Origin of the sequence: Spirosoma sordidisoli (assembly GCF_004138325.1) — a bacterium.
GTDB lineage: Bacteria > Bacteroidota > Bacteroidia > Cytophagales > Spirosomataceae > Spirosoma > Spirosoma sordidisoli.
This window is the reverse complement of the sequence record NZ_SBLB01000004.1, coordinates 557,727-578,079: the sequence shown is the minus strand read 5'-3', so window position 1 is coordinate 578,079 and position 20,353 is coordinate 557,727. Positions and strand designations below refer to the sequence as shown.

The following is a 20,353-nucleotide window of genomic DNA, read 5'->3' as shown; positions in this document are numbered from 1 at the left end:
GTTATATGCCTCTGTACAATGGATTATCCCCGTTTGGGACCGGTATACTCAATTTTCCACGAATTTTTTTTGGTGATTTCCGCGGAGCGGTGCAGTCCCGTAGCTTACACGAACAGCGTGTACAGCAACAGCAGGCCGTAGGTCCAGTGATCGCGCAGGCGCTTGATGGAGTTCTGAAGGAGGTTGGCGACCGACTGGGCGTGGATGCCCATGGTCTGTCCGATCTGTTCGTAGGTCAGATTCTCGTAATACCGCAGGTACAGCGCTTCCTGCTGGCGTTTCGACAGGTCGGCTACCCGGTATTTCAGCTGTTTCTGGTCGAACGCGCGATTTTCTTCGCTGATGATCTGATTTTCGGCGTTGGCCTCTTCGCCAATGTCGAGCCAGTCGTGCAGGGTTTCGCTGGGGTAGCCCTGCTTGCGGTGTAGTTTGATGAGGTGGTGGCGGAGGGTCTTGAGCAGGTAGAACTTAACGAAGAACGTATCACTCAGCTGATTCCGGTGCTCCCAGAGTTTCAGAAATATATCCTGAATGGCATCCTCGATAAGCGTCTGATCCTTGGTAAACCGCGTGGCGTAGCTGGCTAACGTCCGATAGTATTTTTTGGCCAGCAGGCCGAGCGCTACGGTATCTCCCTCCCGAAATCGTTGCCACAAGATATGGTCTTCGTCCGGAAAGGAACTGGAGAGAACAGACATGAAACAGTAATCAAATAAATCAACCAGGCATTTTATCTATAGAACAACTTAATCTAAAAAAAGTGTATACGCCCGAAAAAAAACCACCTGGGCGGGGGCATGAGGACTTCACCCTCACCGTGGTCCATGCGGACACGGATCCCTGTCCGCATGGTTTTTGCTGTCGCACGGGTGGTCCGTGAGGACACGGACCACGGTGGGGGGATACGGACCTGGATGCGTAGAGACGCAACCCTTTGCGTCTCCTGTCCGGATGGTTTTCGCTGCCGCACGGGTGGTCCGTGAGGACACGGACCACGGTGGGGGGGGATACGGACCTGGATGCGTAGAGACGCAACCCTTTGCGTCTCCTGTCCGGATGGTTTTTGCTGCCTCACCATGGTCCGTATCCACACCGAGACGCGTAGTCCGGGACGCGTAGTCGAACCCCTATCCGGACGGGTTGTTGCTGGCGCATAAGTGGTCCGTGCGGACACGGACCACGGTGAAGGCGTCACTACGCCACCGCTAGCTCTTCTTCCCGGGTTATTTTGACGTCGACTCGGGGCGGCAGCAGTTTGTAGAGGACGGGGGTAACGATTCGGGACAGCAGTGTGCTGGAAATCAGACCGCCGATAAGTACCCAGGCCAGTGGGCTGTAGAGCGGGTTGCCTTCCAGCGCCAGGGGCATCAACCCGCCGATGGCCGTCAGTGAGGTAAGCACGATGGGCACAAACCGAACTTCGCCCGCGTGTTCGATGGCCTCTACCAGCGGCATACCTTCTTCGCGCAGGTGATTCGTGAAATCGACCAGCAAAATCGAGTTTTTGACCTCGATACCGATCAGCGCAATCAGACCGATGATGGCTACGAACGAGAACGGATTGCCCGTCAGCAGCAGAGCCGCAATGGCCCCGATGATGCCCAGCGGAATGACCGACAGAACAATAAGCGTGCTTTTCAGGGTGCCGAACTCCAGAATCAACACGGCCAGGAAGCCGAAAACCGTAACCAGAATAATGGTGCCCAGCCCGCCAAACGACTGCTCGCGGCTCTCCAGCTCGCCCGCAGCTACGTACCGGAACCCGGCCGGAAACTTCATCGCATCCAGCTTCTGCAACACATCGGTATACACATTGTCGACCAGATACCCTGTCTTGACAAAACCCGTCACCGTTACGAAGCGGTCTTTGTCGTAGTGCCGAATCTGGCTGGTGCCCGTCTCGAACTGAAGGTCGGCTACCTGCCGCAGTGGTACAGCCGCGCCCGTCAGCGTGTTCACGTACAGATTGTTGAGTACCGTAGGGTCGGTAATGCGGCCTTTGGGAAGGGTAACGGTAATCGTATATTCATCGTCGGAGTTGGGTGCTTTAAACGTACCTGCGTTCAGCCCCGCCACGGCCAGCCGGATGGTGCGGTTGATGTCGGCAATGGATAGACCCAGCAACCCGGCTTTCTCCTTGTTGACGTTGATGCGCATGTCCGTTTTGCGGTTAGCCAGCGGGTTGTTCACGTAAATGGTACCGGGCGTCTGCTTGAGTACGGTCTCGACCCGGGCCGCTACCGACCGGAGGGTGTCAAGATTCTCGCCGAAGATGCGGATCGCTACCGGAGCCTCCTGGGCCGGGCCCTGCTCGAAGTCTTTGACTTCAATACGGGCGTTGGGGTAGTGGGCAAACCGCTCGCGGTAGGTATCGATGATGGCGCGTTTTTCGGCCGGTTCGACGTCGGTCAGCTGCACAAAAAACTGCGAAAAGTTAGCCGACTCGTTCCGTTGAATGATGTTGTAGTAGATGCGCGGGTTTCCCTTGCCCACGTTGGTAGTAAAATGGCGGATGGCGGGTTCGTTTTTCAGCTGGCTTTCAACATATCGGGCCACGCGGTTGGTTTCGCTCAGGCTGCTGCCTTCGGGGGTTTCGATATTGATCAGAAACTGCGGTTTTTCAGAAGCTGGAAACAGGGCAAACCCCGCCCGGCCGGCCTGCGACAGCGCCAGCCCGAAAATAGCCAGCGCCACCAGCAGCGTAACCACTGGTTTGCGCAGGGCCGCGTGCAGCAGCCGGCTGTAGGAGCCACTGATGAGCCGTTTGAGGGCCCGCAGAAAAATGTTGCCGTTCGGGTTGTGCGATTCTTTCAGGATGCGGCTGCTCAGGAACGGCACAATGGTCAGCGACACGATCAGCGAGGCTAGCACGGTCATGACAACGGCCATCGGCAGCGACCGGATAAAATCGCCCGAGCCTTCGGGCAGGAACAGCAGCGGTAAAAAGGCCAGGATCAGCGTCGTGGTACAGCCAATGACGGCCAGGGTGATCTGGCTCGTGGCCCGGATGGCGGCCTCTTTTCGCGAATAGCCTTCGCGCAGGTACCGCTCGATGTTCTCGACCACAACGATGCTATCGTCGACCAGAATGCCCAGGGCCACGATCAGGCCTACGATGCTTAGCTGATTGATGCTAAACCCCAGCGCGTTGAGCAGTGTCAGCCCAATGGCCAGCGACAGCGGTATCGAGATCATGACCACCACGGCAGCCCGAAACCCCAGCGGCAGCAGCGTCAGCGACACCAGCAGAATAGCGATGACAAAATCCTGTACGAAGTGGCCAAGCCGTTTGTTCACGCTGGCGGCCTGGTCGAAGTTCTTGGTGAGTTTGATATGGGGTGGTAGCGACCGGGCGAAGTTGTCGATGATCGGGTTGATCTGTTCCCCTACTTTCTGGATGTTCTCCCCAATTTTCTGGCTGGCCGTTACCAGTACGGCGCGGTGCCCGTCGAGCCGGGTGATGTGGGTTTCGTCGTCGAGGTTTTCCGACACGTCGGCGATGTCGCGCAGGTAGACGATTTTCTGCCCGTTGGTCGATACGATGGTGTTGCGGATCTGGTCGAGCGACTCGTATTTGCCGGCCGTTTTCACGTTGAACTTACGGGTTCCGACCTGTACGCTGCCGCCGGGCACATTGGCGTTTTCGGCCTGGAGGGCGCCCACGACCCGGTTGGTCGGTATCCCTTCCTGAGCCATCTTCTCGATATTGAGCGATACCCGCACCACGCCTTTAGGATAGCCCCAGTCGCTTACGTTTTTGAGGCTTTTCACCTTTTCGAGCTGTTCGCGCAGGTTTTCGGCGTACTGGCCCAGCTCTTTGTCGGAAGCTACTTCTGACTGAAGGGCTACCTGCACTATGTTGACATCGGACGGGGAAAACTTTAGAATTTTGATGCTGAATATGTCGGCGGGCAGTTCGCTGCGCAGGGCATTCACCTCCCGTACGATCTCCTGGTATTTTTCGTCAGGGTTCTGTTCGTATTCGTACTCGATCCGGAAAGCCGCCACCCCATCGTCGACGTTGGTAACGACGTGTTTGATATTGTCGAGTTCGTTGAAACGCTTCTCGGCCGGATCGACCACCAGTTCCTCCATGTCGAGTGCATCGGTACCGGGATAGACAACGACCACCGAAAACTGGGGGGCTACAAATTCAGGGTCTTCGCCCCGGGGCATGTTGAGCAGTGAGTTCACCCCAAGCGCAGCTACGCCCAGGAACAGCACCAGCATAAACTGCCAGTTTTTTACAGAAAACGATGATAGCATAATGTATAATGGCTAATGAATAATGGACAATGATTTCTTTAGAGCCGAGCATAGATCGGGTACCGAACTCTCTATCCAGAGATCATTTGAGATTTTCGCGCGTGGTTTTTAGAATAGCGTTCAGGAGTCGCATGAGCTCATCGTTGTCGCTACAGAGGGAGGAAAACATCTCGCTATCGATATAGTCAGTAGCGTAGAGTAACCGCAGCCAATATTTTGTCTCACGAGACTCCTTTAGGGAAAGGCCAACTTTGACGGCAAACTCACGTTTCGAATAAGCGCTGTCGGCTTCTTCCAGGTTAGCACCAATGGATGTACCGCTTCGTAGAATCTGTTTAGCCAGCGGGCTAATATCAGGATGATGTTTGCTCAGCCACTTATGAAAGTTCAGGATTCTAACGGCAAAGGCGAATGACTTCTCCAGCACCGGATTGGGTTTGGAAACGTAGGCTGAATTAGTTTCAGATACCCAGAAGGAACCTCCAAATTCGGTTGATTCTTCCATGTCACTATCCATTATTCATTGTTCATTATCCATTTCTTTTATCGCACCACCACGCTCGATTCTTCGGTCAGGAAGGCCGAACCGGCCGTAACGACCTGGCTCGTAGCCGACAAACCATGGGTGAGCAGTACGTTGGCGCCGTCGAGGTAGCCGATCTGTACCGGCACCTTCCGCACTTTGCTGGCGCGGTTAGCCGGGCTGGCTGAGGCCAGCGTATAGACAAAACCGTCTTTGCCATTTCCCTCCACGATAGCCTCCACCGGAACCACGACGTAGGATCGGCTCTGCGCCGGTACCAGCGTTACCTTGCCAAACAAACCCGGCGCCAGCTTCACCCCACTCGCCGGACTGATCCGCACCTCTACCTCATAGAGCTTGCTGGTCGGGTCGGCGGCCTGCGCCAGTTCGGTGACGGTGCCGTTGAAACGCTGGTCCGGGTAAGCGTCGAGGGTAACGGTAGCGCGATTGCCAAGCCGGAGCCGGGCCCAGTCTTTGTCCGACACGCCCACGCGCACCACCCAGTTGCCCGGCCGGTTGCCCGAAATCAGGTAGACCGACGCGCCGGCCGCCACGTATTCCCCGGCATTGGTTACCTTACGCGTTACCGTCCCATCGACCGATGAACGAATCTGGGCAAAGCTGCGGTTGAACTGGGCAATGGTCAGGTTCTGCCGGGCAACGTGCTGGCCAGTCGTGGCGTTCTGAAGCTGCTCCAGGGTAGCGGCTGTATCGGCGTAGAGACTCCGGACCCGGTTGAGGTCGCGGTCCGCTTTTTCGCTGGCGAGCTGGGCCTGGCTGACCTGCGCGTTGATCTCGGTCAGGTCGAGGGTAGCCAGCAACTGCCCTTTCCGGACCGACTGGCCTTCTTCGACCAGCATCTGATTGATAATACCGCCGACCTTAAACGAAAGTCGGGCTTCTTCGGACGAAGACACCAGTCCTGACGCGACTACCGGCTCAGACCGCTCTACGGTCCGGACGGGGGTGAGTTTAACCGCAATCACGGCATCGTCGGTCCGCGTGGCGTCGTCGGTTTTAGCCTGGGTCGTATCATTGGCCTGACTGCCGCACGACCAGGCGGCTACGGCCAGCAGGAGGGAACTAATAAGCTGTAGAGATTTCATGGCTTACCTGATTTATAGCAAAGTCTTGTGAAGGGGAGCACCTGAGGGCGTCAAGTGCTGTTGGAATGCGTTCGTTTGCATGACCGCGCGTACAGCGCCGGGCCTAGTCTACGGCGACGGCCCGGTCGAGGGCGGCTCGTTTGACAAGTACATCCATACGGGCCAGCGAGTGCTGCAGCTGAGCCGTAAGCCGGTCGTTCTGATAGCGAAGAAACTCGATCAGCAGCGACTGGCCGTTGCGGTATTTACTGTCGATGACGCGGAAGGTAGCATCGGCGTTGGCGATGCCGCTCTGCGTAGCCGCCAGACTCTCGTTGGCCGCATCGAGGTCATAATAGGCCTGCACGACCTGGAGCTGTACCTGGCGCTGTACTTCCTGAAGCCGCGTCTGCAGCGCATCGGTCTGGATTCTGGCCTGCTGAATCTTCGACCGTTTCTCGTAACCCCGGAATAGATCCCACTGCAACCCGAACTGGGCCAGCGCATAGGCCTGGTTGCGGAAGGTGTAGCCGAATCCCTGAAAACCCGCATTACCGCCTACGAATACGTTTGGAATGGTGGCATTGGCCTCGTTCAGCCGTACCGCCGTCTGGGCCGCCCGCAGCGAGCCATTCAGCTGCGACAGTTCCTGCCGATCCCGCAACGCCGTTTGCTGCAGGTCGGCCAGGGCTTCTTTCTGTTCGGGCAGGATGCGCGTCAGTGAAGAGTCGATGTCGATGGGAGCGGCCAGGTCGCGGTTGAGCAGAAAGTTGAAATAAGCCCGCGCCGACTCCCGGTTTTTCTCGGCTACGGCCATCTGCTGATCGACCTTGCTGATTTCGTAGCGGGCCGATGTGACGACCTCCTTAGTCGCTACGTTGTTGCTGACCAGCTTTTCGTTGAGCCGGGCCAGCTCGGTAAGTACCCGGCGCGAGCTGTCGTAAATCCGGATCGCATCGAGGGTTTGCAGGTACTGGTAATAGGCCGTGCGTATGGTATAGCGGAGTTCGTTCTCGACTACGCGTCGGCGGGCTTCTTGAACGGTTAGTAGCTGTTTTTGAATCAGGTAGTTGTATTGAATGTCGGTATTGAAAATGGCGTACTGAACGCTGATTTTGGTGTCGTGGAAGTTGTTCGGCGCCAGCTGTTCGTCTACGTTGGCCAGATTGGTCGGGAACCGGTCAGAACCCGTTACCTGATTGAGCGTCCTGTAGATAGGGTTGATCAGGTCGCCCACCGGAAACTGCAGCCGCCGACCACCGGCCGCCAGCGAATAAGTCGGGTTGAACGCCACCCGGGGGTAGAACAATGATCGGGCCTGGTTGATGGATTCGGACACCCGTTTGATCTCGAGCGACTCCTGTCGCAGAGCCAGGTTGTTGGCCAGCCCCTCGCGAACGTAGCCGTCCAGAATAGGAGAGGGCTGCGCGGAGGCTGGCAGCAGAGAACTGATAAGAAACACTACTGCCATCAGCGAACCTGGCCAGGGCGGCAGGCAGCGGATTGGGTTGATCGTGAGACTCATGACCGTATGTTAGTTTATAAACAGTGTTTAGTAAATGGGTAAAAAAATATCAAAGTCCTTTTCGGATGGTCTGCACGAACAGGTCGTACGCTTCGTCCATCAGGTTTTTTTTGCGTTCCTCACCGAAGATCATCATCCGTTTCCGCAGAAAAAGCGCGGCCAGCCCATGTACCATACTCCAGATCAGGAGCCCGGCCCGTTCGGCATCGGGATGCTTGATTGCACCGCTGTCGATGCATTCCTGCACTACGTTCTGCAACACGTGAAAAGCCTGGTGCCCATCATCCCAGATGTCTTCCCGGCATTCGATGGCCTCCATGGGCGCATTCATGATAAACATCAGGTCAAACAGTTCGGGGTTCTCGAACGCAAACCGGATGTACAGACGCCCCATTTCTTCGAGCTTGTCCATTGGTTTTTGCAGGTGCGCAATAGGAGCAAACTCGTTGATCAGCTTTCTGAACGCCTGCTGATGCAGGGCAAAAAACAGCTCGTTCTTGTCTTTGAAGTAGAGATAGATGGTAGCCGGGCTGTACTCGATCTCATCGGCTATGTTTCGGATACTAACTTTTTCGTAGCCGTTAGCTAGAAATAGCTTCTGGGCGGCTTCCAGAATCAGCCTCCTCATTTCTTCCCGTTCCCGCTCTTTCCGTTCCAGAATTCCCATACCTGCTTCGTTGACGACACAAACATAATGAACAGTGTTCAGTAAACAAGCGGTGTTAAGAATTCGGGCCGTAAATTGAGTAAACGGTAGGTTCGAGCCGCTACAGGGAGTTCGCTGTAATCGCTAGCTGAAGTGTTTCGCCTTTTTGCAGGCGGATGGGGTAGCCATCAAGCAAGTGTTGGCCACTGACAGTGACAACTTTTTTTGTCTTTGCGTTGGTTAGCTTGTAACGCTTTTTCCCCTCAATCGGGTACCACTCCTGAAACTGATTGATGCGGGGGTAATTAAGAGGCAGGTGCATGAAATCCCGGTGAAAGGCCGGAGAAAAACAGAGTGTACCAGCCCAGTCTTCGTCGGTGTCTACGTTGATATAGAGTGATTTATCGGCCCGAACAGCGCCAACACGAACCGATTCCTTCCAGGTAGTAAGCCAGGTGCCAGCTGTTTTCCAGAGGCAGTACATCAGCGTTGTTCGGGCGAAATTACCGTCGCCGTGCCAGCCTTCAATAACGCCCGACGGTTGCTGTTTTGCCCACATCACCTGGATCTCGCTGTCTATCCAATCGGCAGCGGCAGGGCTTTTTTCGCGCAGGATCAGGTTCAGGGCACCTTCAATCGAATCGGCGTATCCATCACTGCTTGGCCCCTCCCAGGCGTAATTCCGGTAGCGTTGATTCAGCGATTGGAGTGCTTTAACAACGGCATCCCGGTAGTCAGTACGGCCATCGGTCAGGTAAACGGTGTAGCAGGCATTCAGCAGATAGCCCCAGGTGTCGGCCAGGGCGGGGTCCAGAATTTGCCCTGTCGAGGGGTTTATCTCGTTATAAAACAGTCCGTCGGCATTGCGGCCTTTGGCAAGGATTAGGTCGAGTAGCTCGGTCATGTAGGGTTGCCACTGTTCTTTCTTCGCTGGATTCAGCACGTGCATGGTAGCGTACACTTCCGACAGGCCGGCAATAATTTCACAGCCATGGTCGCGCATTCGCAACCGGGTCGATGCTTGCGTCAGGCGTCGCTTGTCGTTGAGGTAGTAGTCGCCCAGCGCCATGGCAACGTCGAGGTATTTCTGCTTTCGGGTGATCCAGTACATCCGGTTGAGTACCTGAAGCATATCGCCGTTTACTTCCACGTCGGCGCTGTTTCCGAAGAAATATCCCGTCAAATGAATGGGTATGGGAAACAGGGGAAGCAGATCATCGAGAATACCTTCCATGCGCCGACACCAGGGCGAATCCGGCCCGAGCCATTCGGTGAGCGGAATAAGGCCGTCTTTCATGTATTCGGCACTCCCGAAAATAACCTGACTACTATCGATTGACTCGTTAAGAAAGCCTTTTTTAGTAAATGAGTAGCTATCAGCCAACCGTCCAATGCGTGAAGTCAGGCGTTCTTCGGTGGCAAGCATGGCTTGCATCCGGCCCGCAAACAAATCAGGTTGCAGTATCGACGACGTCATGACCATAAACGGGTAATTGTCAGCGGCAGCATCCTGCGCATTCCAGAAATGACGGCTATCGGTCAGGTTTCGGGGAATGAGACCCGTAGCAGGATCGGCTTCGGCGAGCCATCCTTTCAGGTATAGCGTACACCGCTGGAAGCCCGTACTGGCCAGTCTTCCGTTGCGTGATGCCTGCTCATACAAGGCTGCTGATGGCGGTTGAGCAACGGTCGGAATCGCCAGAAGCATCAGAACAGTTAAGCGCAAAAAGGAGCAGGCAGTGTATGGTTGTATCGTCATTGTCGGGTAAAGGCTAAGATGAGTTACTATAAATGAGCACGGTATACTAGTCACTAAGATACTGTAATACCTTACAAGTAAGTAAGTTATTCGGTTGTTGTTACGACTTTCTGAATACAGGAATCTATTCAAGGAATTGGACTTACTACGCCCAGGAAAGGGTGATCAATACCTGGCGGGGGCAATGGGGTTGATGCCGTAGTCGTCATGAGCGTTGTAGCTCGGTTCATTCAGTAAATTACTCCTGTGTTGCGGAAGGTGTACCGGGCCTTGGCGCACCTAACTGAAGCGTTTACTCTCTACCGACTGAACTGGGTGGGGACGCTGGTTAGTCCCTGGCTTTACAGCCCGGCCATTCTACTCGGTTTTCCGCCGGAGTACGTGGTGTAGCGGCCAATCTGTTTTACCAGTTCTTCTTGCATACCGAGGCTGTTGACAAGCTGGGCTTTCTGAAAAACATCATCGGCACATCCCCTAACCACCGCGTGTATCACGGCTCCAACGAGCACTATATTGACAAAAAGTTGGTGGGATACTCATCATCTGAGACAATCTAGTGGACACCTATGGGCTAGAAGGGCAGAAAGTGAACCACGGTATCACCACGGGCTTCGTGGGGCATTCATGGTGTCATTGATTTTTCCGGGCTAGCGGAATCTGTACAAAGCCGAGAGTATACTATTATTGCCAATCAACAAAAAAGCAGGTGACGATAAGGTGCGGGGTTGTGATGTGTTCTTGAATTCATACGTACGACAATCTGTGCCCAAAAAATAGCCCAATGTACAGACTACCCATAACCAAAGTTGACCAATCTGGAATAGTAAGCATTTCGATTTTACAAGAGTTGGTTATTTGTTTTAGAACCTGTAGATTCGGTAACAATGAGCGTTATAGAGCTTGATTACCAAACTAATCTTTAGGGTCTATTTGTTGTCTAACTGGCAAATAACAACCAAGTTGAAAACGAGCGAACCAATGCGCTATGCGCTGATTACCCTGTGGGTGCTGATGACGTTGCAGGGGGTGAACGCGCAACCCAAGGGCTATACCCTGGGCGATGCGGTAGCCGACTTCCGGCTGAAGAATGTGGACGGGCGCACCGTAGGCCTGGCCGACTACAAAAGCCAGAAAGGATTGATTGTGGTCTTTACCAGCAACCATTGCCCGTTCTCGAAAGCCTATGACGACCGGCTCGTGGCGCTCGACCGTAAGTTTTCGGCGCAGGGCTATCCTGTTCTGGCCATCATGCCCAACGATCCGGCGGCTTATGAAGATGACTCCTTCGACAACATGAAAGTCCGCGCCCGCGAGAAGGGTTTTTCGTTCGCCTATGTCATAGACGAAACGCAGGCCGTTACGCGGAGTTTTGGGGCCACCCGAACCCCACAGGTGTTTGTCCTGAAAAATAACAAAGGTCAGTTCACGGTCGAGTACATCGGTACCATCGACGACAGTCCGCAGGATGGCAGTCAGGTGCAACGGCGCTATGCCGATGAGGCCGTGAGCAATCTGCTGGCTGGCCGGCCCGTCCAATCGCCCCTCACCAAAGCCATCGGCTGCGCGGTGAAATGGAAAAACTGAGTGCGGTACCGATTAGGGCCGGCTCTGACCGGCTCCCCTTTCTGGCACGGCCTTTGCCAACCTGATTGGTGTAAATCAAACTACACATCAGTTATGAAAAAGACAGTATTGATCCTGAGCCAGATTCGCAACGTTGCCGGAACCATGATGCTGGTTGCCTCGCTGGCCCTATTGCAGGCTTGCGGTTCTGACAACAAAAATGAGTCGCGCACCGAAGACGCTGTAGAACGTACCGGCGATGCCATTGAGGCTGACACCAAAGAAGCTACGGCCGAAACGCGTGAAGATATGCGCGAAGCAGGCGATGATTTTGAGCGCGAGCGCCGGGAAGCTGTTGCCGAAATGAACGTTCAGAAAGACAAGCTGGATGCCCGGATCGATAAATTACAGGCCGATATCAAAAGCCAGGGTGCTAAAGCCAAAGCCGAAAGCAAAGAAGAACTGGCTGAGCTGGAGGCCGAGCGCAAAGAGCTGGGTAACGACATCGACAAAGCCCAGAACGCAACGGCTGCCGCCTGGAAAGATATTAAAACAGGTTTCAAAAAGGCTGGTAAAAACATCGGAAATGCCTTTGACAAAGCCGAAGATAAAGTTGATCCGGACGGAAAAGACGACAACTAGTCCGAAGCTGGTATATAGTTAACGGGGGCTCCCCGAAACGAGAAGTATCTTCGTTTCGGGGAGCCCCCGGTGTTTAGCTGATGGTATAATTTCGTGGCGATTACTCTACACTGGTAAAAAGGTCTACAACGGCCTGAAAACCATTTCCTCACCTTTCTGACAATTTTTCTCAAATAAAGAACCGGTAGCTGGCTGTCCGTTTACCAGATAGCGGTCGCCCAGCTGATGAACGAGTCTGAGGGGGCCACCCGCCAGACTTTTGACACGAATCTCGCGGAGTTGCCCGTTCTGTACCGTTGCGCCTACCTGAAAGGCGCCTTCGGTGCGGATGCGGTCAAAGGACAGGTCGCGCCAGGTACGCGGCAGGCCGGGCAAAACATAGATACCATCGTCCCGGCTTTGTACCAGCAACTCGAGCACGGCGTTAAGCGCGCCGAAGCCACCGTCGAGCTGCATGATTTCCCGGTTCCGGGGTTCCTTAGTCCAGTCAGGGGCGCCCATGAGGCTGTTTCCGTTGTTGTTGGCATTATGAAGGGTACCCCGTCCTTCGTTCGTAAAGTTATCTTTCCAGTAGTGCAGCCAGTGTACGGCGGCTTCCGATTCGCCGGTTCGGGCCAGGAGAATACTAGCCCAGGGGACGCACCAGCCCGTCCAGGCGCCCGCACCCCGAAACCGCCAGGCCGTCAGGCTGTTGTCAATGATTTTGCGCTGGGCCGGATCGGTATAGTCCAGGGTGGCGAAGGGATAGATGCCGGCCAGATGGGAATGGTGCCGATGGCTACCGTCCAGATCTTTCCCCGCCCATAAGCCGATGCGCTCGTTCTGGCGGTTCTGCTCGGGCATGAAAACCCCTTTTACCGTCGTATAGAGCGGCAACCGCCTGGCAACGTCGGCCCAGCGGGGATCGATGGGCTGGCCCATGAGCCTGGCCGCTTCGGGCAAAATCCGGCAGATGCGGTGGAGCGCGGCAAGCTGAAAACTGGCATCGCGTCCCCAGGCATTGGGGCCGTCGCCCCCGTATTCGGGCGATACAGAAATGGGAAGCGAGAAGCGCTTGCCGCCCCTCTCAGAGTCGGGCACTTCGTCAAGCATGGCATAATAGCCTTCAAACGCGCCAACCAGCAGCGGCCAGGCCATGTCTTGGAGCACCTGGTGGGCATCGGGCTGATCGAGGCCGTAGCGGTAGTGCTGCCAGGCCATCTGCGCCATCCAGGCTGTACAGGCATGATCGATCGTGCCGGTCCAGAACGTGCCAACAACGTGGCAGCGGTCATCAACGGCATGCGGGAGCATGAGCGCGCCCTTACGACCAAAAAAGGATTCGCCGTTGCGCCGGAGGGTAGGCATCCAGCCGCGCATCATGCGCCAGAGCGGACTGAAATGGCTGAGCCGATTGGTGGCCAGGGCGGGCCAGTACATCATCTGTACGTTGATGTTAAAATGGTAATCGTTGCTCCAGGGAACGATCTGGTAATCCTCCATGAATGGTCCCTGCAGGGTGGCAGCTACGCCCTGCGGGGGCGATACGCAAGCCTGTTTGTATAACCCGTAGTCGACCATCTCCTGCAAGGCCGGGTCGGGCAGGGTAATCTTCGGAACCGACGCCCAGTAGTCCCGCCAGAACCGAGCCGTCTGCTGGCTATCGGCGGGCGTTACCGATAACCGCTTAAGTCGTGGAGCCGCTGGTGGCTGAAGCGAGGTAGTCAGGGCCAGCGTCTGGTTACCTACGTCGCTCCAGAAGATCATCAGGGTCGAGTCGGCAGGCAGCTCCTGACTCATCAGCAGTCCGAAATTATCTACCATTTCGCTTACGAAGGGTTTCTTGATACCAGCAGCGCTCAGCCGGTCGGGTACGGCCTCTCCCGCCGGAACCAGCTTGCTATACTGGCTGTTAAAATAAGTCTGACCAGGCCAGCCCCCTTTTTGCAGAAACAGGGCCGGGTATGTGAGCCAGGCTAGTTCGCTGTGAGCCGACTGGCCGATGCGGATTAACTCAGACCGGCCGCTGGTATCGTTCAGGGTAATCGTTATTTCGCCCCGGCTCATGTCGAGCTCACCCTGACGGAGCTGCCAGCCTTCGGGCATGGTAATCTCCAGCCGTCCTCCGCCCAGCTGCTGGGGCCGACCGAACCCCTGATCGCCGGTTTTGGGGATAGCGAACGCTTCTTTGATACCAGCATAATTGCCAGCCTGCAGGAGCCGCTTAACGTCCTGATAGGTAGTTTTGGCGGTGAACTCGTTCCCGCCCCGATGATCCCAGAAACCGGCCCGCCCAACCGTAATGTTCAGCTGACGGGTTGTTCCCCAAACCATAAGGCCCTGGGTGCCGTTGCCCAGTAGAATACCCGTATGGGGACGGGTAATGGGAAAGTGCCATACAAGCGGTTGAGTGGGTTGAGCCCATGCCGCTGAGGCTGCCAGTTCGAGAAAGAGATAAATAAAAACGATGCGTTTCATGATACCCGAAACAAGCGCCTGCAACGACCGTTTATACTCATCATGTCAGCACCCGTCGTAACCGTTACTATTTTCCGTTACCAGCCCCGGGCCCGTTTCCGGGCGTTTGCCAATATGGGCCGGGTACTCATGCAGCCGGTTTCTGCCGATGGCCTGCGGTTCAGCAAGTTGATGGGCAGCGGCATCAACTTTGGTCTTATCCCCGACTTCTCCACCTACGTTCATCTGGGCGTTTGGGAAGATAGCCACCGGGCCAGCGCGTTCGCCCAGACGGATGGCTATCGGCAGCTCGCCCAGGGTACCGAAAAAATCAGCACCCTCCACCTGTCGCCCCTCAAATCGCACGGACTTTGGGACGGATCCAATCCCTTTATCCTGAACACCGGGCAGGGAGCCGAAAACCCGGAGCGGGCCACGGCCGACGAACGCCCGAAAAAACCCGAACGGCCAGCCGCCCCCGACCCCTCGGCCCCCGTGGCGGTGCTGACGCGGGCTACGATCCGCGCCCGGGCTTTGCCTGACTTCTGGCGGCACGTACCTCAGGCCCGCCAGCGGCTTACCGACCAGGCCGATAGCCTGCTGTTCGGGATCGGGGTAGGGGAGGTGCCGCTGGTGCAACAGTGTACCATCAGTGTCTGGCGCGATGCAGCCGCCGTTGATCAGTATGCGTACCGGCAGAGTGGGCACCGGGAGGTGGTGCGGCTTACCCGCCAGCGGCAGTGGTACTCCGAAGAGCTGTTTGCGCGCTTCACCGTGTTGCGCTGGGACCGGTAAACGATCGGGTCTTGGCCGTCTGCCTGCCCTGCTGAACCGGCCGTTGTCGAATGAACAGTAGATGAGCGCCTTGAGAACCGATCGACTGGAGTAAGTATAGTCAGCTCCGTTTACTGACAGCCTCGTAAAAAAATACGTGACCGGTGTCTATCTCGTGCCCAAAACCCTTGTATCCCAATGAGGAAAATTGTTATTTTGCGGGCTAAATTGTACGTATAACGCGAAATGTCTGTTATTAACAAGATCAGAGAACGGTCAGGGCTGGCCGTCGGTGTTATCGCCGTCAGCTTGATTCTGTTCATCGTGGGGGGAGATCTGCTCGGCGGCCGAAGCTTGCTATTCGGTGGAAACCAGCAGGAAGTTGGCGAAATTGCCGGCAAATCCATTGACTATCAGGAATTCAACGCCAAGGTAGATGAACTCCGGGCGCAGTTTGAACAGCAGACCGGTCGCGCACCCGCCGATCAGGACATGGCTCAGCTCCGCGAGCAGGCCTGGAACCAGCTGCTGTTCGAGATTGCTTACCAGGAAGAATTCGACAAGCTCGGTCTGAAAGTATCGCCCGAAGAACTCATCGACATGGTTCAGGGGAATAACATCAGCCCGGCTGTTCGGCAGGCCTTTACGAACCCCCAAACGGGGGTGTTCGACAAGAGCCAGATCGTTAGCTACCTCAAAGGCCTGAAGAACCTCCCTCCGCAGCAGCAGGCTGCCTGGGCCAGTTTCGAGAAAAACCTGAGCGCCGACCGGCTTCGCAGTAAGTACGAAGGCCTGATGCGTCTGTCGATCTTTGCCACCACGGCCGAAGCCCAGAAGGAATACCAGGCCCAGAACACTAAAGCCGATGTGAAGCTGTTGTTCGTGCCCTACTACACGATCAACGACACAACGGTGAAGGTTACCGACTCGCAGCTGCAGGACTACCTCAACAAGCACAAAGACGAGTATCCGGGTGCCAACAGCCGCTCGCTCCAATACGTGACGTTCTCGGTGGCGCCATCGAAAGAAGACAGCACCGCCCTGTACAACGAAATCAAGACCCTGGCCCGTGGCCTGGGTGCCGCACCGAACGACTCGACTTTTGCCCAGCAGAACTCTGACGTTCGCGTGCCGCTGTACCTGACTGCTGGCGAAATGCCCGAGCAGCTCCGCGCGTCCATTCCTACCTTCTCGCCAGGTGGTATCTACGGCCCGTTCCGTGAAGGCAATACCTATTTCATCTATAAGTACGGCGGTACCAAACGCGATACGAGCTTTACCGCCCGTGCCAGCCATATTCTGGTTCGCCCAACGGCTCAGACCGATTCGGCCAAGGCCGATGCCCGTCGCCGGGCCGAAGCACTCCTGGCCCAGATTCAGGGTGGTGCCAACTTTGAAGCCCTGGCCCAAACCAATAGCGCCGACGGATCGGCGCAGAATGGTGGTGACCTGGGTTACTTTAAAAACGATGGCCAGATGGTGAAACCGTTTGAGTCGGCCGTGTTCGGTGCTGCCGGCGAAGGGCTGATTCCGCGCGTTATCGAAACCGATTTCGGTTACCACATCATCAAAGTAACCGAAGCCAAAACGAACCAGCTATACCGGGTTGTCGGTATCGGCAAAACCATTGCGCCCAGCCAGACCACCCGCGACGAAGCACTTCGCAAAGCCGATCAGTTTGCCTCGCAAGTGCAGACGAAGGAGGAGTTCGACGCTAAGGTTAAAGAAGACAAATCGCTGGTTGTGGCCACCGCCGATCGTATCCCCGAAGGCGCATCGAACATCAACGCGCTAACCGATGCCCGCGCGGTGGTACGCTGGGCATTTGACGACAAAACGGACGTTAACGAGGTATCGGAGCCGTTTGAAGTTGGCGACCAGTACGTTATTGCGGTGCTGACCAACAAGACCGACAAAGACGAGGTTAAAATTGACGACTACCGTACCGAACTGACCGCCAAAGTTCGCAACGAACTGAAAGCGGAGCAGATCATGGGCAAACTCGGCAGTGCCAGCGGCACCCTCGAGTCGATCGCGCAGAAATACGGTGCCGGTGCGCTGGTTGAAGAAGTTCAGGATGTAAACCTGGCAACGGGCTTCCTGCGTAGCGCTGGTGTCGATCCGGTAGCCCTGGGTCGTGCATTTGGTCAGAAGGCTGGCAAGCGTTCGAAAGCGTTTGCCGGAGACGCCGGTGTACTGATGGTTGAGACAACCCGCCTGACGCCAGCGCCAGCGGTTGCCGATTACAATCTGTACAAAACCCAGCTGCAACAGAACGTAGCTTCCCGCACAGGTTTCTATATCAACGAGGCTATCAAAGAAGCTGCTAAAGTTGAAGATCGCCGGGCCAAGTTTTATTAAAGATACCGCTCCAAAGAAAAACCTGCTTCTGATCAGAAGCAGGTTTTTTTATGTCCAGCCGACACGGTACCGGCAATCAATAGGATTGGTTCAGGACGCTTGTTCCCGCAGATAAGCCACCATTTTGGCGAGCGCCCGGGAACGGTGGCTGATGGCGGTTTTCTCGGCCATGGTCAACTCGGCCAGCGTTCGATCGGCTCCGTCGGGCAGGAAGATCGGGTCGTAGCCGAAGCCACCCGTGCCCCGTGGTGCATCGATGATTGTTCCTTCGAAAATGCCTTCGAACTGGTGTTCAACTCCGTGCAGAATCAGCGTGAAGACCGTAATGAACCGGGCTTTACGGTTGGTTTGCCCCTGCAGCTCGGTTAGCACCCGCTGTATGTTCTGAGCGGCATCGCGGCTGCCCGAATAGTAAGCTGAGTCAACACCAGGGCGACCATCCAGGGCGTCTATTTCGAGTCCTGAGTCATCGGCAAAGCAGGATACCCCAAAATGCTTCCAGATGTATTCCGCTTTCTGGCGCGAATTGCCGGCTATAGTGCCGCTGGTTTCGGGTAGTTCATCCGTGCAGCCAATGTCCTGCAGGGTACGAAGGGTGAAAGCGTCGCCCAGGGCGGCTGATACTTCGTTCAGTTTATTCGGATTGTTGGTTGCAAAGCAAAGTTCCATAAGCAAAAAAAGCCGTTTGCAGATAGAACTACAAACGGCTTCCTGAGGTTGCGGCCGGGTTACTCGACTTTGACGATTTCCAGCTCGAATAGAAGTGGCGTATAGGGCAGAATCCGGTTGGCTCCGCTTCCGGTACCCGTTGTTCCGTAACCAAGCGATGACGGGAAGATGATGGTTGCTTTCTCACCGGCCCGCAGGGCTGTCAGTCCGCTCTCAAATCCGGGAACAACCTGCTTGGTGCCGATCTGCACCTTAAACGTACCCGCGGTGTTCGAGTCGAACGTTGTGCCGTTCAGCCGCTTGCCAACGTACTTCATCGTCACCGTTTTGCCGGTTACGATAGCCATTGAGTCGGCAGGCTGCGTCAGCGTTTTGATGACCCGAACACTATCGGTGGTCAGGGTCGTAACGGTAAGATTATTGGCCCGGATGTAATCCTGAATCTGCTGGTTCTGATTCCGAACCGATACGATTTTGAGGTCGTACCGAACCGGGGAGTACTGGGGCAGCACCAGATTCCCGTTTCGGCCGCCGTCCAGGTAGGCCGGAACGAGTACGGCTCCTTCTTCGCCCTGTCTCAGCTTCAGAATACCCGCGTATTTACCGAGGGTGATACCAATCGTGTTGGTACCGGCCAGAATAACCGTTTCGGGTTTGTTACCGGCCTGATCGGTACTATCGACAATGACACCATCCAGCCGACGGGCAACGAAATGATATTTCACCTCGTCGCCGGTCAGGGGAGCCTGGCCGGTTGCGTTCGCCTTTGTCTGAAAATACCAGATTCCTTCGTCGGTTTTGGTTGCGTTCAGGTTGTTCTGGGCGATGTAAGCCAGTATATCGGCTTCGTTCTCGCGCTTCTTCCGTTCGATCAGGGCTTCGCCTGGTTGTTCGCAGGCGCTAAGCAATGCCGAAACAGCCAACAGGCCAACGGCCCAAAACGAGCGATTCTTACTGAGTATCATAACTTTTTATACAAGGCCCTTTGCCGGGAGTTTCTGTACAGAGAACGAAAATAACGCCGTTCTCTGTTCACTGAAGCCTGTAAAAATCAGGCTGTCGTACGGACGGGTGAGACGAACGTATGCCCATCAGTGCGACCTGAACTGCTTACCGGCCTGGTTGTGGCATGCCTGGCATCTGATTGGGCTGGCCTTTCTGGAAATCGACCAGTTCGATATCGAACAGCAGTACCGAGTTGGCCGGAATCTTGGGGTTGGCGCGGGAGCCGTAAGCCAGCGTTGACGGAATGATCAGGGTAGCTTTCTCACCTTTGTGCATCCGCATCACCCCTTCTTCCCAACCCGGAATGACCTGACCAACGCCAATCGGGAACTGGACGGGCCGACCGTCGGCCTGCGGGTTGAAGCTCTTGCTGGAGCTATCGAATACTTTACCATCCAGCAGTTTGCCGGTATACTGTACCGATACGATATCGCCAGCCGAGGGGGTAGGACCCGCGCCCGGCTGGGTAACTACGTAATATACGCCACCCGCCGTTTTCTGGGCTTTACCGGCCAGACCGTTCTTGGCCACGTAGCTCTCGATGGTTTTGGTATCAATGCCTTTTTGCTTCTCGAAATCGGCGGCCTGGGTTTTCTTGTACTCATCTTCGGTCTGTACGTTCAGTACTTTCACCGCAATACCGATATCGGTACCTTTCTGAACGCCCGGCGGCAGCGGCTGCATGGCGCGGGTGAAGAGCGAGTCGGCACTTACGTAGAACGTGGCGCTGTCGCCTTTGCCCAGCATGGTCAGGCCCTCTTCATACGATCCTTTGAAAGGCGGAACCTGCAGTAGCATCTGGAAGGGAGCGCCTTCTTTATGCGTATCGCGCAGCACCGAGTCTTTATTGTTCATCAGCGTCAGGTGAAGCGTCAGAATATCGCCTACCTTCCCTTTGCGAGTGCTCTCGGTTTGCTCGTGGATCTGGTACTTCAGGCCGTTATCCGTTACCTGAACGCGGTTTTTACCGCAGGCCGCTACCACAGCGACGATCAGGGCGGCTTTCCCGAAATGTTTAAGAGACATGTTTTAACTGGTTTATTGGTTGGTTTGTGGTTTAGCGTTTCCGAGGGCCAGTGCCGGTCGGAAACGACAAAAC

At 55.6% G+C, this 20,353-nt stretch carries 15 protein-coding genes; 4 read left to right on the top strand and 11 right to left on the bottom strand.

Annotation, left to right across the window (positions count from 1 at the left end):
* Window positions 1-104 precede the first annotated feature (104 nt).
* The 7 genes from EQG79_RS17355 to EQG79_RS17325 all read right to left on the bottom strand — a co-directional run bounded on the left by EQG79_RS17355 (window position 105) and on the right by EQG79_RS17325 (window position 9,753).
* Window positions 105-698: an RNA polymerase sigma factor gene (locus tag EQG79_RS17355; RefSeq protein WP_077924413.1), complete on the bottom strand. Its 594-nt coding sequence runs from the start codon at window positions 696-698 to the stop codon at window positions 105-107.
* Between the two features lie 496 nt (window positions 699-1,194).
* Window positions 1,195-4,266 carry an efflux RND transporter permease subunit gene (locus tag EQG79_RS17350; RefSeq protein ID WP_394343312.1) on the bottom strand — a complete coding sequence of 1,024 codons (3,072 nt, stop codon included), beginning with the start codon at window positions 4,264-4,266 and terminating at the stop codon, window positions 1,195-1,197.
* A gap of 82 nt (window positions 4,267-4,348) precedes the next feature.
* Entirely contained in the window at window positions 4,349-4,771 is a 423-nt protein-coding gene (locus EQG79_RS17345) for a four helix bundle protein (protein WP_240699379.1), read from the bottom strand.
* A gap of 38 nt (window positions 4,772-4,809) precedes the next feature.
* The gene (locus tag EQG79_RS17340; RefSeq protein WP_129602851.1) at window positions 4,810-5,895 is read right to left on the bottom strand and encodes an efflux RND transporter periplasmic adaptor subunit; all 1,086 of its coding nucleotides are present in this window, start codon (window positions 5,893-5,895) and stop codon (window positions 4,810-4,812) included.
* A 103-nt stretch (window positions 5,896-5,998) separates the two neighbouring features.
* Window positions 5,999-7,345, bottom strand: coding sequence for a TolC family protein (locus tag EQG79_RS17335; RefSeq protein WP_129602977.1), 1,347 nt, complete (start codon window positions 7,343-7,345; stop codon window positions 5,999-6,001).
* A gap of 103 nt (window positions 7,346-7,448) precedes the next feature.
* The gene (locus tag EQG79_RS17330) at window positions 7,449-8,066 is read right to left on the bottom strand and encodes a TetR/AcrR family transcriptional regulator (protein ID WP_129602849.1); all 618 of its coding nucleotides are present in this window, start codon (window positions 8,064-8,066) and stop codon (window positions 7,449-7,451) included.
* Between the two features lie 100 nt (window positions 8,067-8,166).
* Window positions 8,167-9,753: a hypothetical protein gene (locus EQG79_RS17325; protein WP_240699378.1), complete on the bottom strand. Its 1,587-nt coding sequence runs from the start codon at window positions 9,751-9,753 to the stop codon at window positions 8,167-8,169.
* Between the two features lie 1,029 nt (window positions 9,754-10,782).
* Between EQG79_RS17325 and EQG79_RS17320 the strand changes: the two genes are divergently transcribed.
* Entirely contained in the window at window positions 10,783-11,388 is a 606-nt protein-coding gene (locus EQG79_RS17320) for a thioredoxin family protein (RefSeq protein ID WP_129602845.1), read from the top strand.
* A gap of 93 nt (window positions 11,389-11,481) precedes the next feature.
* Window positions 11,482-12,009, top strand: coding sequence for a sll1863 family stress response protein (locus tag EQG79_RS17315; RefSeq protein WP_077922626.1), 528 nt, complete (start codon window positions 11,482-11,484; stop codon window positions 12,007-12,009).
* Window positions 12,010-12,132: 123 nt separating this feature from the next.
* Here the strand turns inward: EQG79_RS17315 and EQG79_RS17310 are convergent, their stop codons facing one another.
* The gene (locus tag EQG79_RS17310; RefSeq protein WP_129602843.1) at window positions 12,133-14,466 is read right to left on the bottom strand and encodes a glycosyl hydrolase family 95 catalytic domain-containing protein; all 2,334 of its coding nucleotides are present in this window, start codon (window positions 14,464-14,466) and stop codon (window positions 12,133-12,135) included.
* Window positions 14,467-14,508: 42 nt separating this feature from the next.
* On the opposite strand from EQG79_RS17310, the gene EQG79_RS17305 reads away from it, so the two are divergent.
* Together EQG79_RS17305 and EQG79_RS17300 are read left to right on the top strand one after the other, a co-directional pair.
* Entirely contained in the window at window positions 14,509-15,240 is a 732-nt protein-coding gene (locus tag EQG79_RS17305; protein ID WP_129602841.1) for a DUF3291 domain-containing protein, read from the top strand.
* Between the two features lie 225 nt (window positions 15,241-15,465).
* A complete protein-coding gene (locus EQG79_RS17300; protein WP_129602839.1) occupies window positions 15,466-17,580 on the top strand; it encodes a peptidylprolyl isomerase in 2,115 nt (704 codons plus the stop codon).
* A 90-nt stretch (window positions 17,581-17,670) separates the two neighbouring features.
* On the opposite strand, the gene rdgB is transcribed toward EQG79_RS17300, so the two are convergent.
* The 3 genes from rdgB to EQG79_RS17285 all read right to left on the bottom strand — a co-directional run bounded on the left by rdgB (window position 17,671) and on the right by EQG79_RS17285 (window position 20,280).
* On the bottom strand, window positions 17,671-18,249 hold the full coding sequence (gene rdgB, locus EQG79_RS17295) for an RdgB/HAM1 family non-canonical purine NTP pyrophosphatase (protein WP_129602838.1): 579 nt from the start codon (window positions 18,247-18,249) through the stop codon (window positions 17,671-17,673).
* 59 nt (window positions 18,250-18,308) lie between these two features.
* Window positions 18,309-19,214 (bottom strand): FKBP-type peptidyl-prolyl cis-trans isomerase, encoded by a 906-nt coding sequence (locus EQG79_RS17290; RefSeq protein WP_129602836.1) that lies wholly within the window; start codon window positions 19,212-19,214, stop codon window positions 18,309-18,311.
* A 145-nt stretch (window positions 19,215-19,359) separates the two neighbouring features.
* Window positions 19,360-20,280, bottom strand: coding sequence for an FKBP-type peptidyl-prolyl cis-trans isomerase (locus EQG79_RS17285; protein WP_129602834.1), 921 nt, complete (start codon window positions 20,278-20,280; stop codon window positions 19,360-19,362).
* Between the last annotated feature and the right edge of the window lie 73 nt (window positions 20,281-20,353).

Bases quoted from the DNA above. Each gene is read 5' to 3' on its own strand.
- EQG79_RS17355 (WP_077924413.1), bottom strand. From the start codon at position 698: ATGTCTGTTCTCTCCAGTTCCTTTCCGGACGAAGACCATATCTTGTGG.
- EQG79_RS17350 (WP_394343312.1), bottom strand. From the start codon at position 4,266: ATGCTATCATCGTTTTCTGTAAAAAACTGGCAGTTTATGCTGGTGCTG.
- EQG79_RS17345 (WP_240699379.1), bottom strand. From the start codon at position 4,771: ATGGAAGAATCAACCGAATTTGGAGGTTCCTTCTGGGTATCTGAAACT.
- EQG79_RS17340 (WP_129602851.1), bottom strand. From the start codon at position 5,895: ATGAAATCTCTACAGCTTATTAGTTCCCTCCTGCTGGCCGTAGCCGCC.
- EQG79_RS17335 (WP_129602977.1), bottom strand. From the start codon at position 7,345: ATGGCAGTAGTGTTTCTTATCAGTTCTCTGCTGCCAGCCTCCGCGCAG.
- EQG79_RS17330 (WP_129602849.1), bottom strand. From the start codon at position 8,066: ATGGGAATTCTGGAACGGAAAGAGCGGGAACGGGAAGAAATGAGGAGG.
- EQG79_RS17325 (WP_240699378.1), bottom strand. From the start codon at position 9,753: ATGCTTCTGGCGATTCCGACCGTTGCTCAACCGCCATCAGCAGCCTTG.
- EQG79_RS17320 (WP_129602845.1), top strand. From the start codon at position 10,783: ATGCGCTATGCGCTGATTACCCTGTGGGTGCTGATGACGTTGCAGGGG.
- EQG79_RS17315 (WP_077922626.1), top strand. From the start codon at position 11,482: ATGAAAAAGACAGTATTGATCCTGAGCCAGATTCGCAACGTTGCCGGA.
- EQG79_RS17310 (WP_129602843.1), bottom strand. From the start codon at position 14,466: ATGAAACGCATCGTTTTTATTTATCTCTTTCTCGAACTGGCAGCCTCA.
- EQG79_RS17305 (WP_129602841.1), top strand. From the start codon at position 14,509: ATGTCAGCACCCGTCGTAACCGTTACTATTTTCCGTTACCAGCCCCGG.
- EQG79_RS17300 (WP_129602839.1), top strand. From the start codon at position 15,466: ATGTCTGTTATTAACAAGATCAGAGAACGGTCAGGGCTGGCCGTCGGT.
- rdgB (WP_129602838.1), bottom strand. From the start codon at position 18,249: ATGGAACTTTGCTTTGCAACCAACAATCCGAATAAACTGAACGAAGTA.
- EQG79_RS17290 (WP_129602836.1), bottom strand. From the start codon at position 19,214: ATGATACTCAGTAAGAATCGCTCGTTTTGGGCCGTTGGCCTGTTGGCT.
- EQG79_RS17285 (WP_129602834.1), bottom strand. From the start codon at position 20,280: ATGTCTCTTAAACATTTCGGGAAAGCCGCCCTGATCGTCGCTGTGGTA.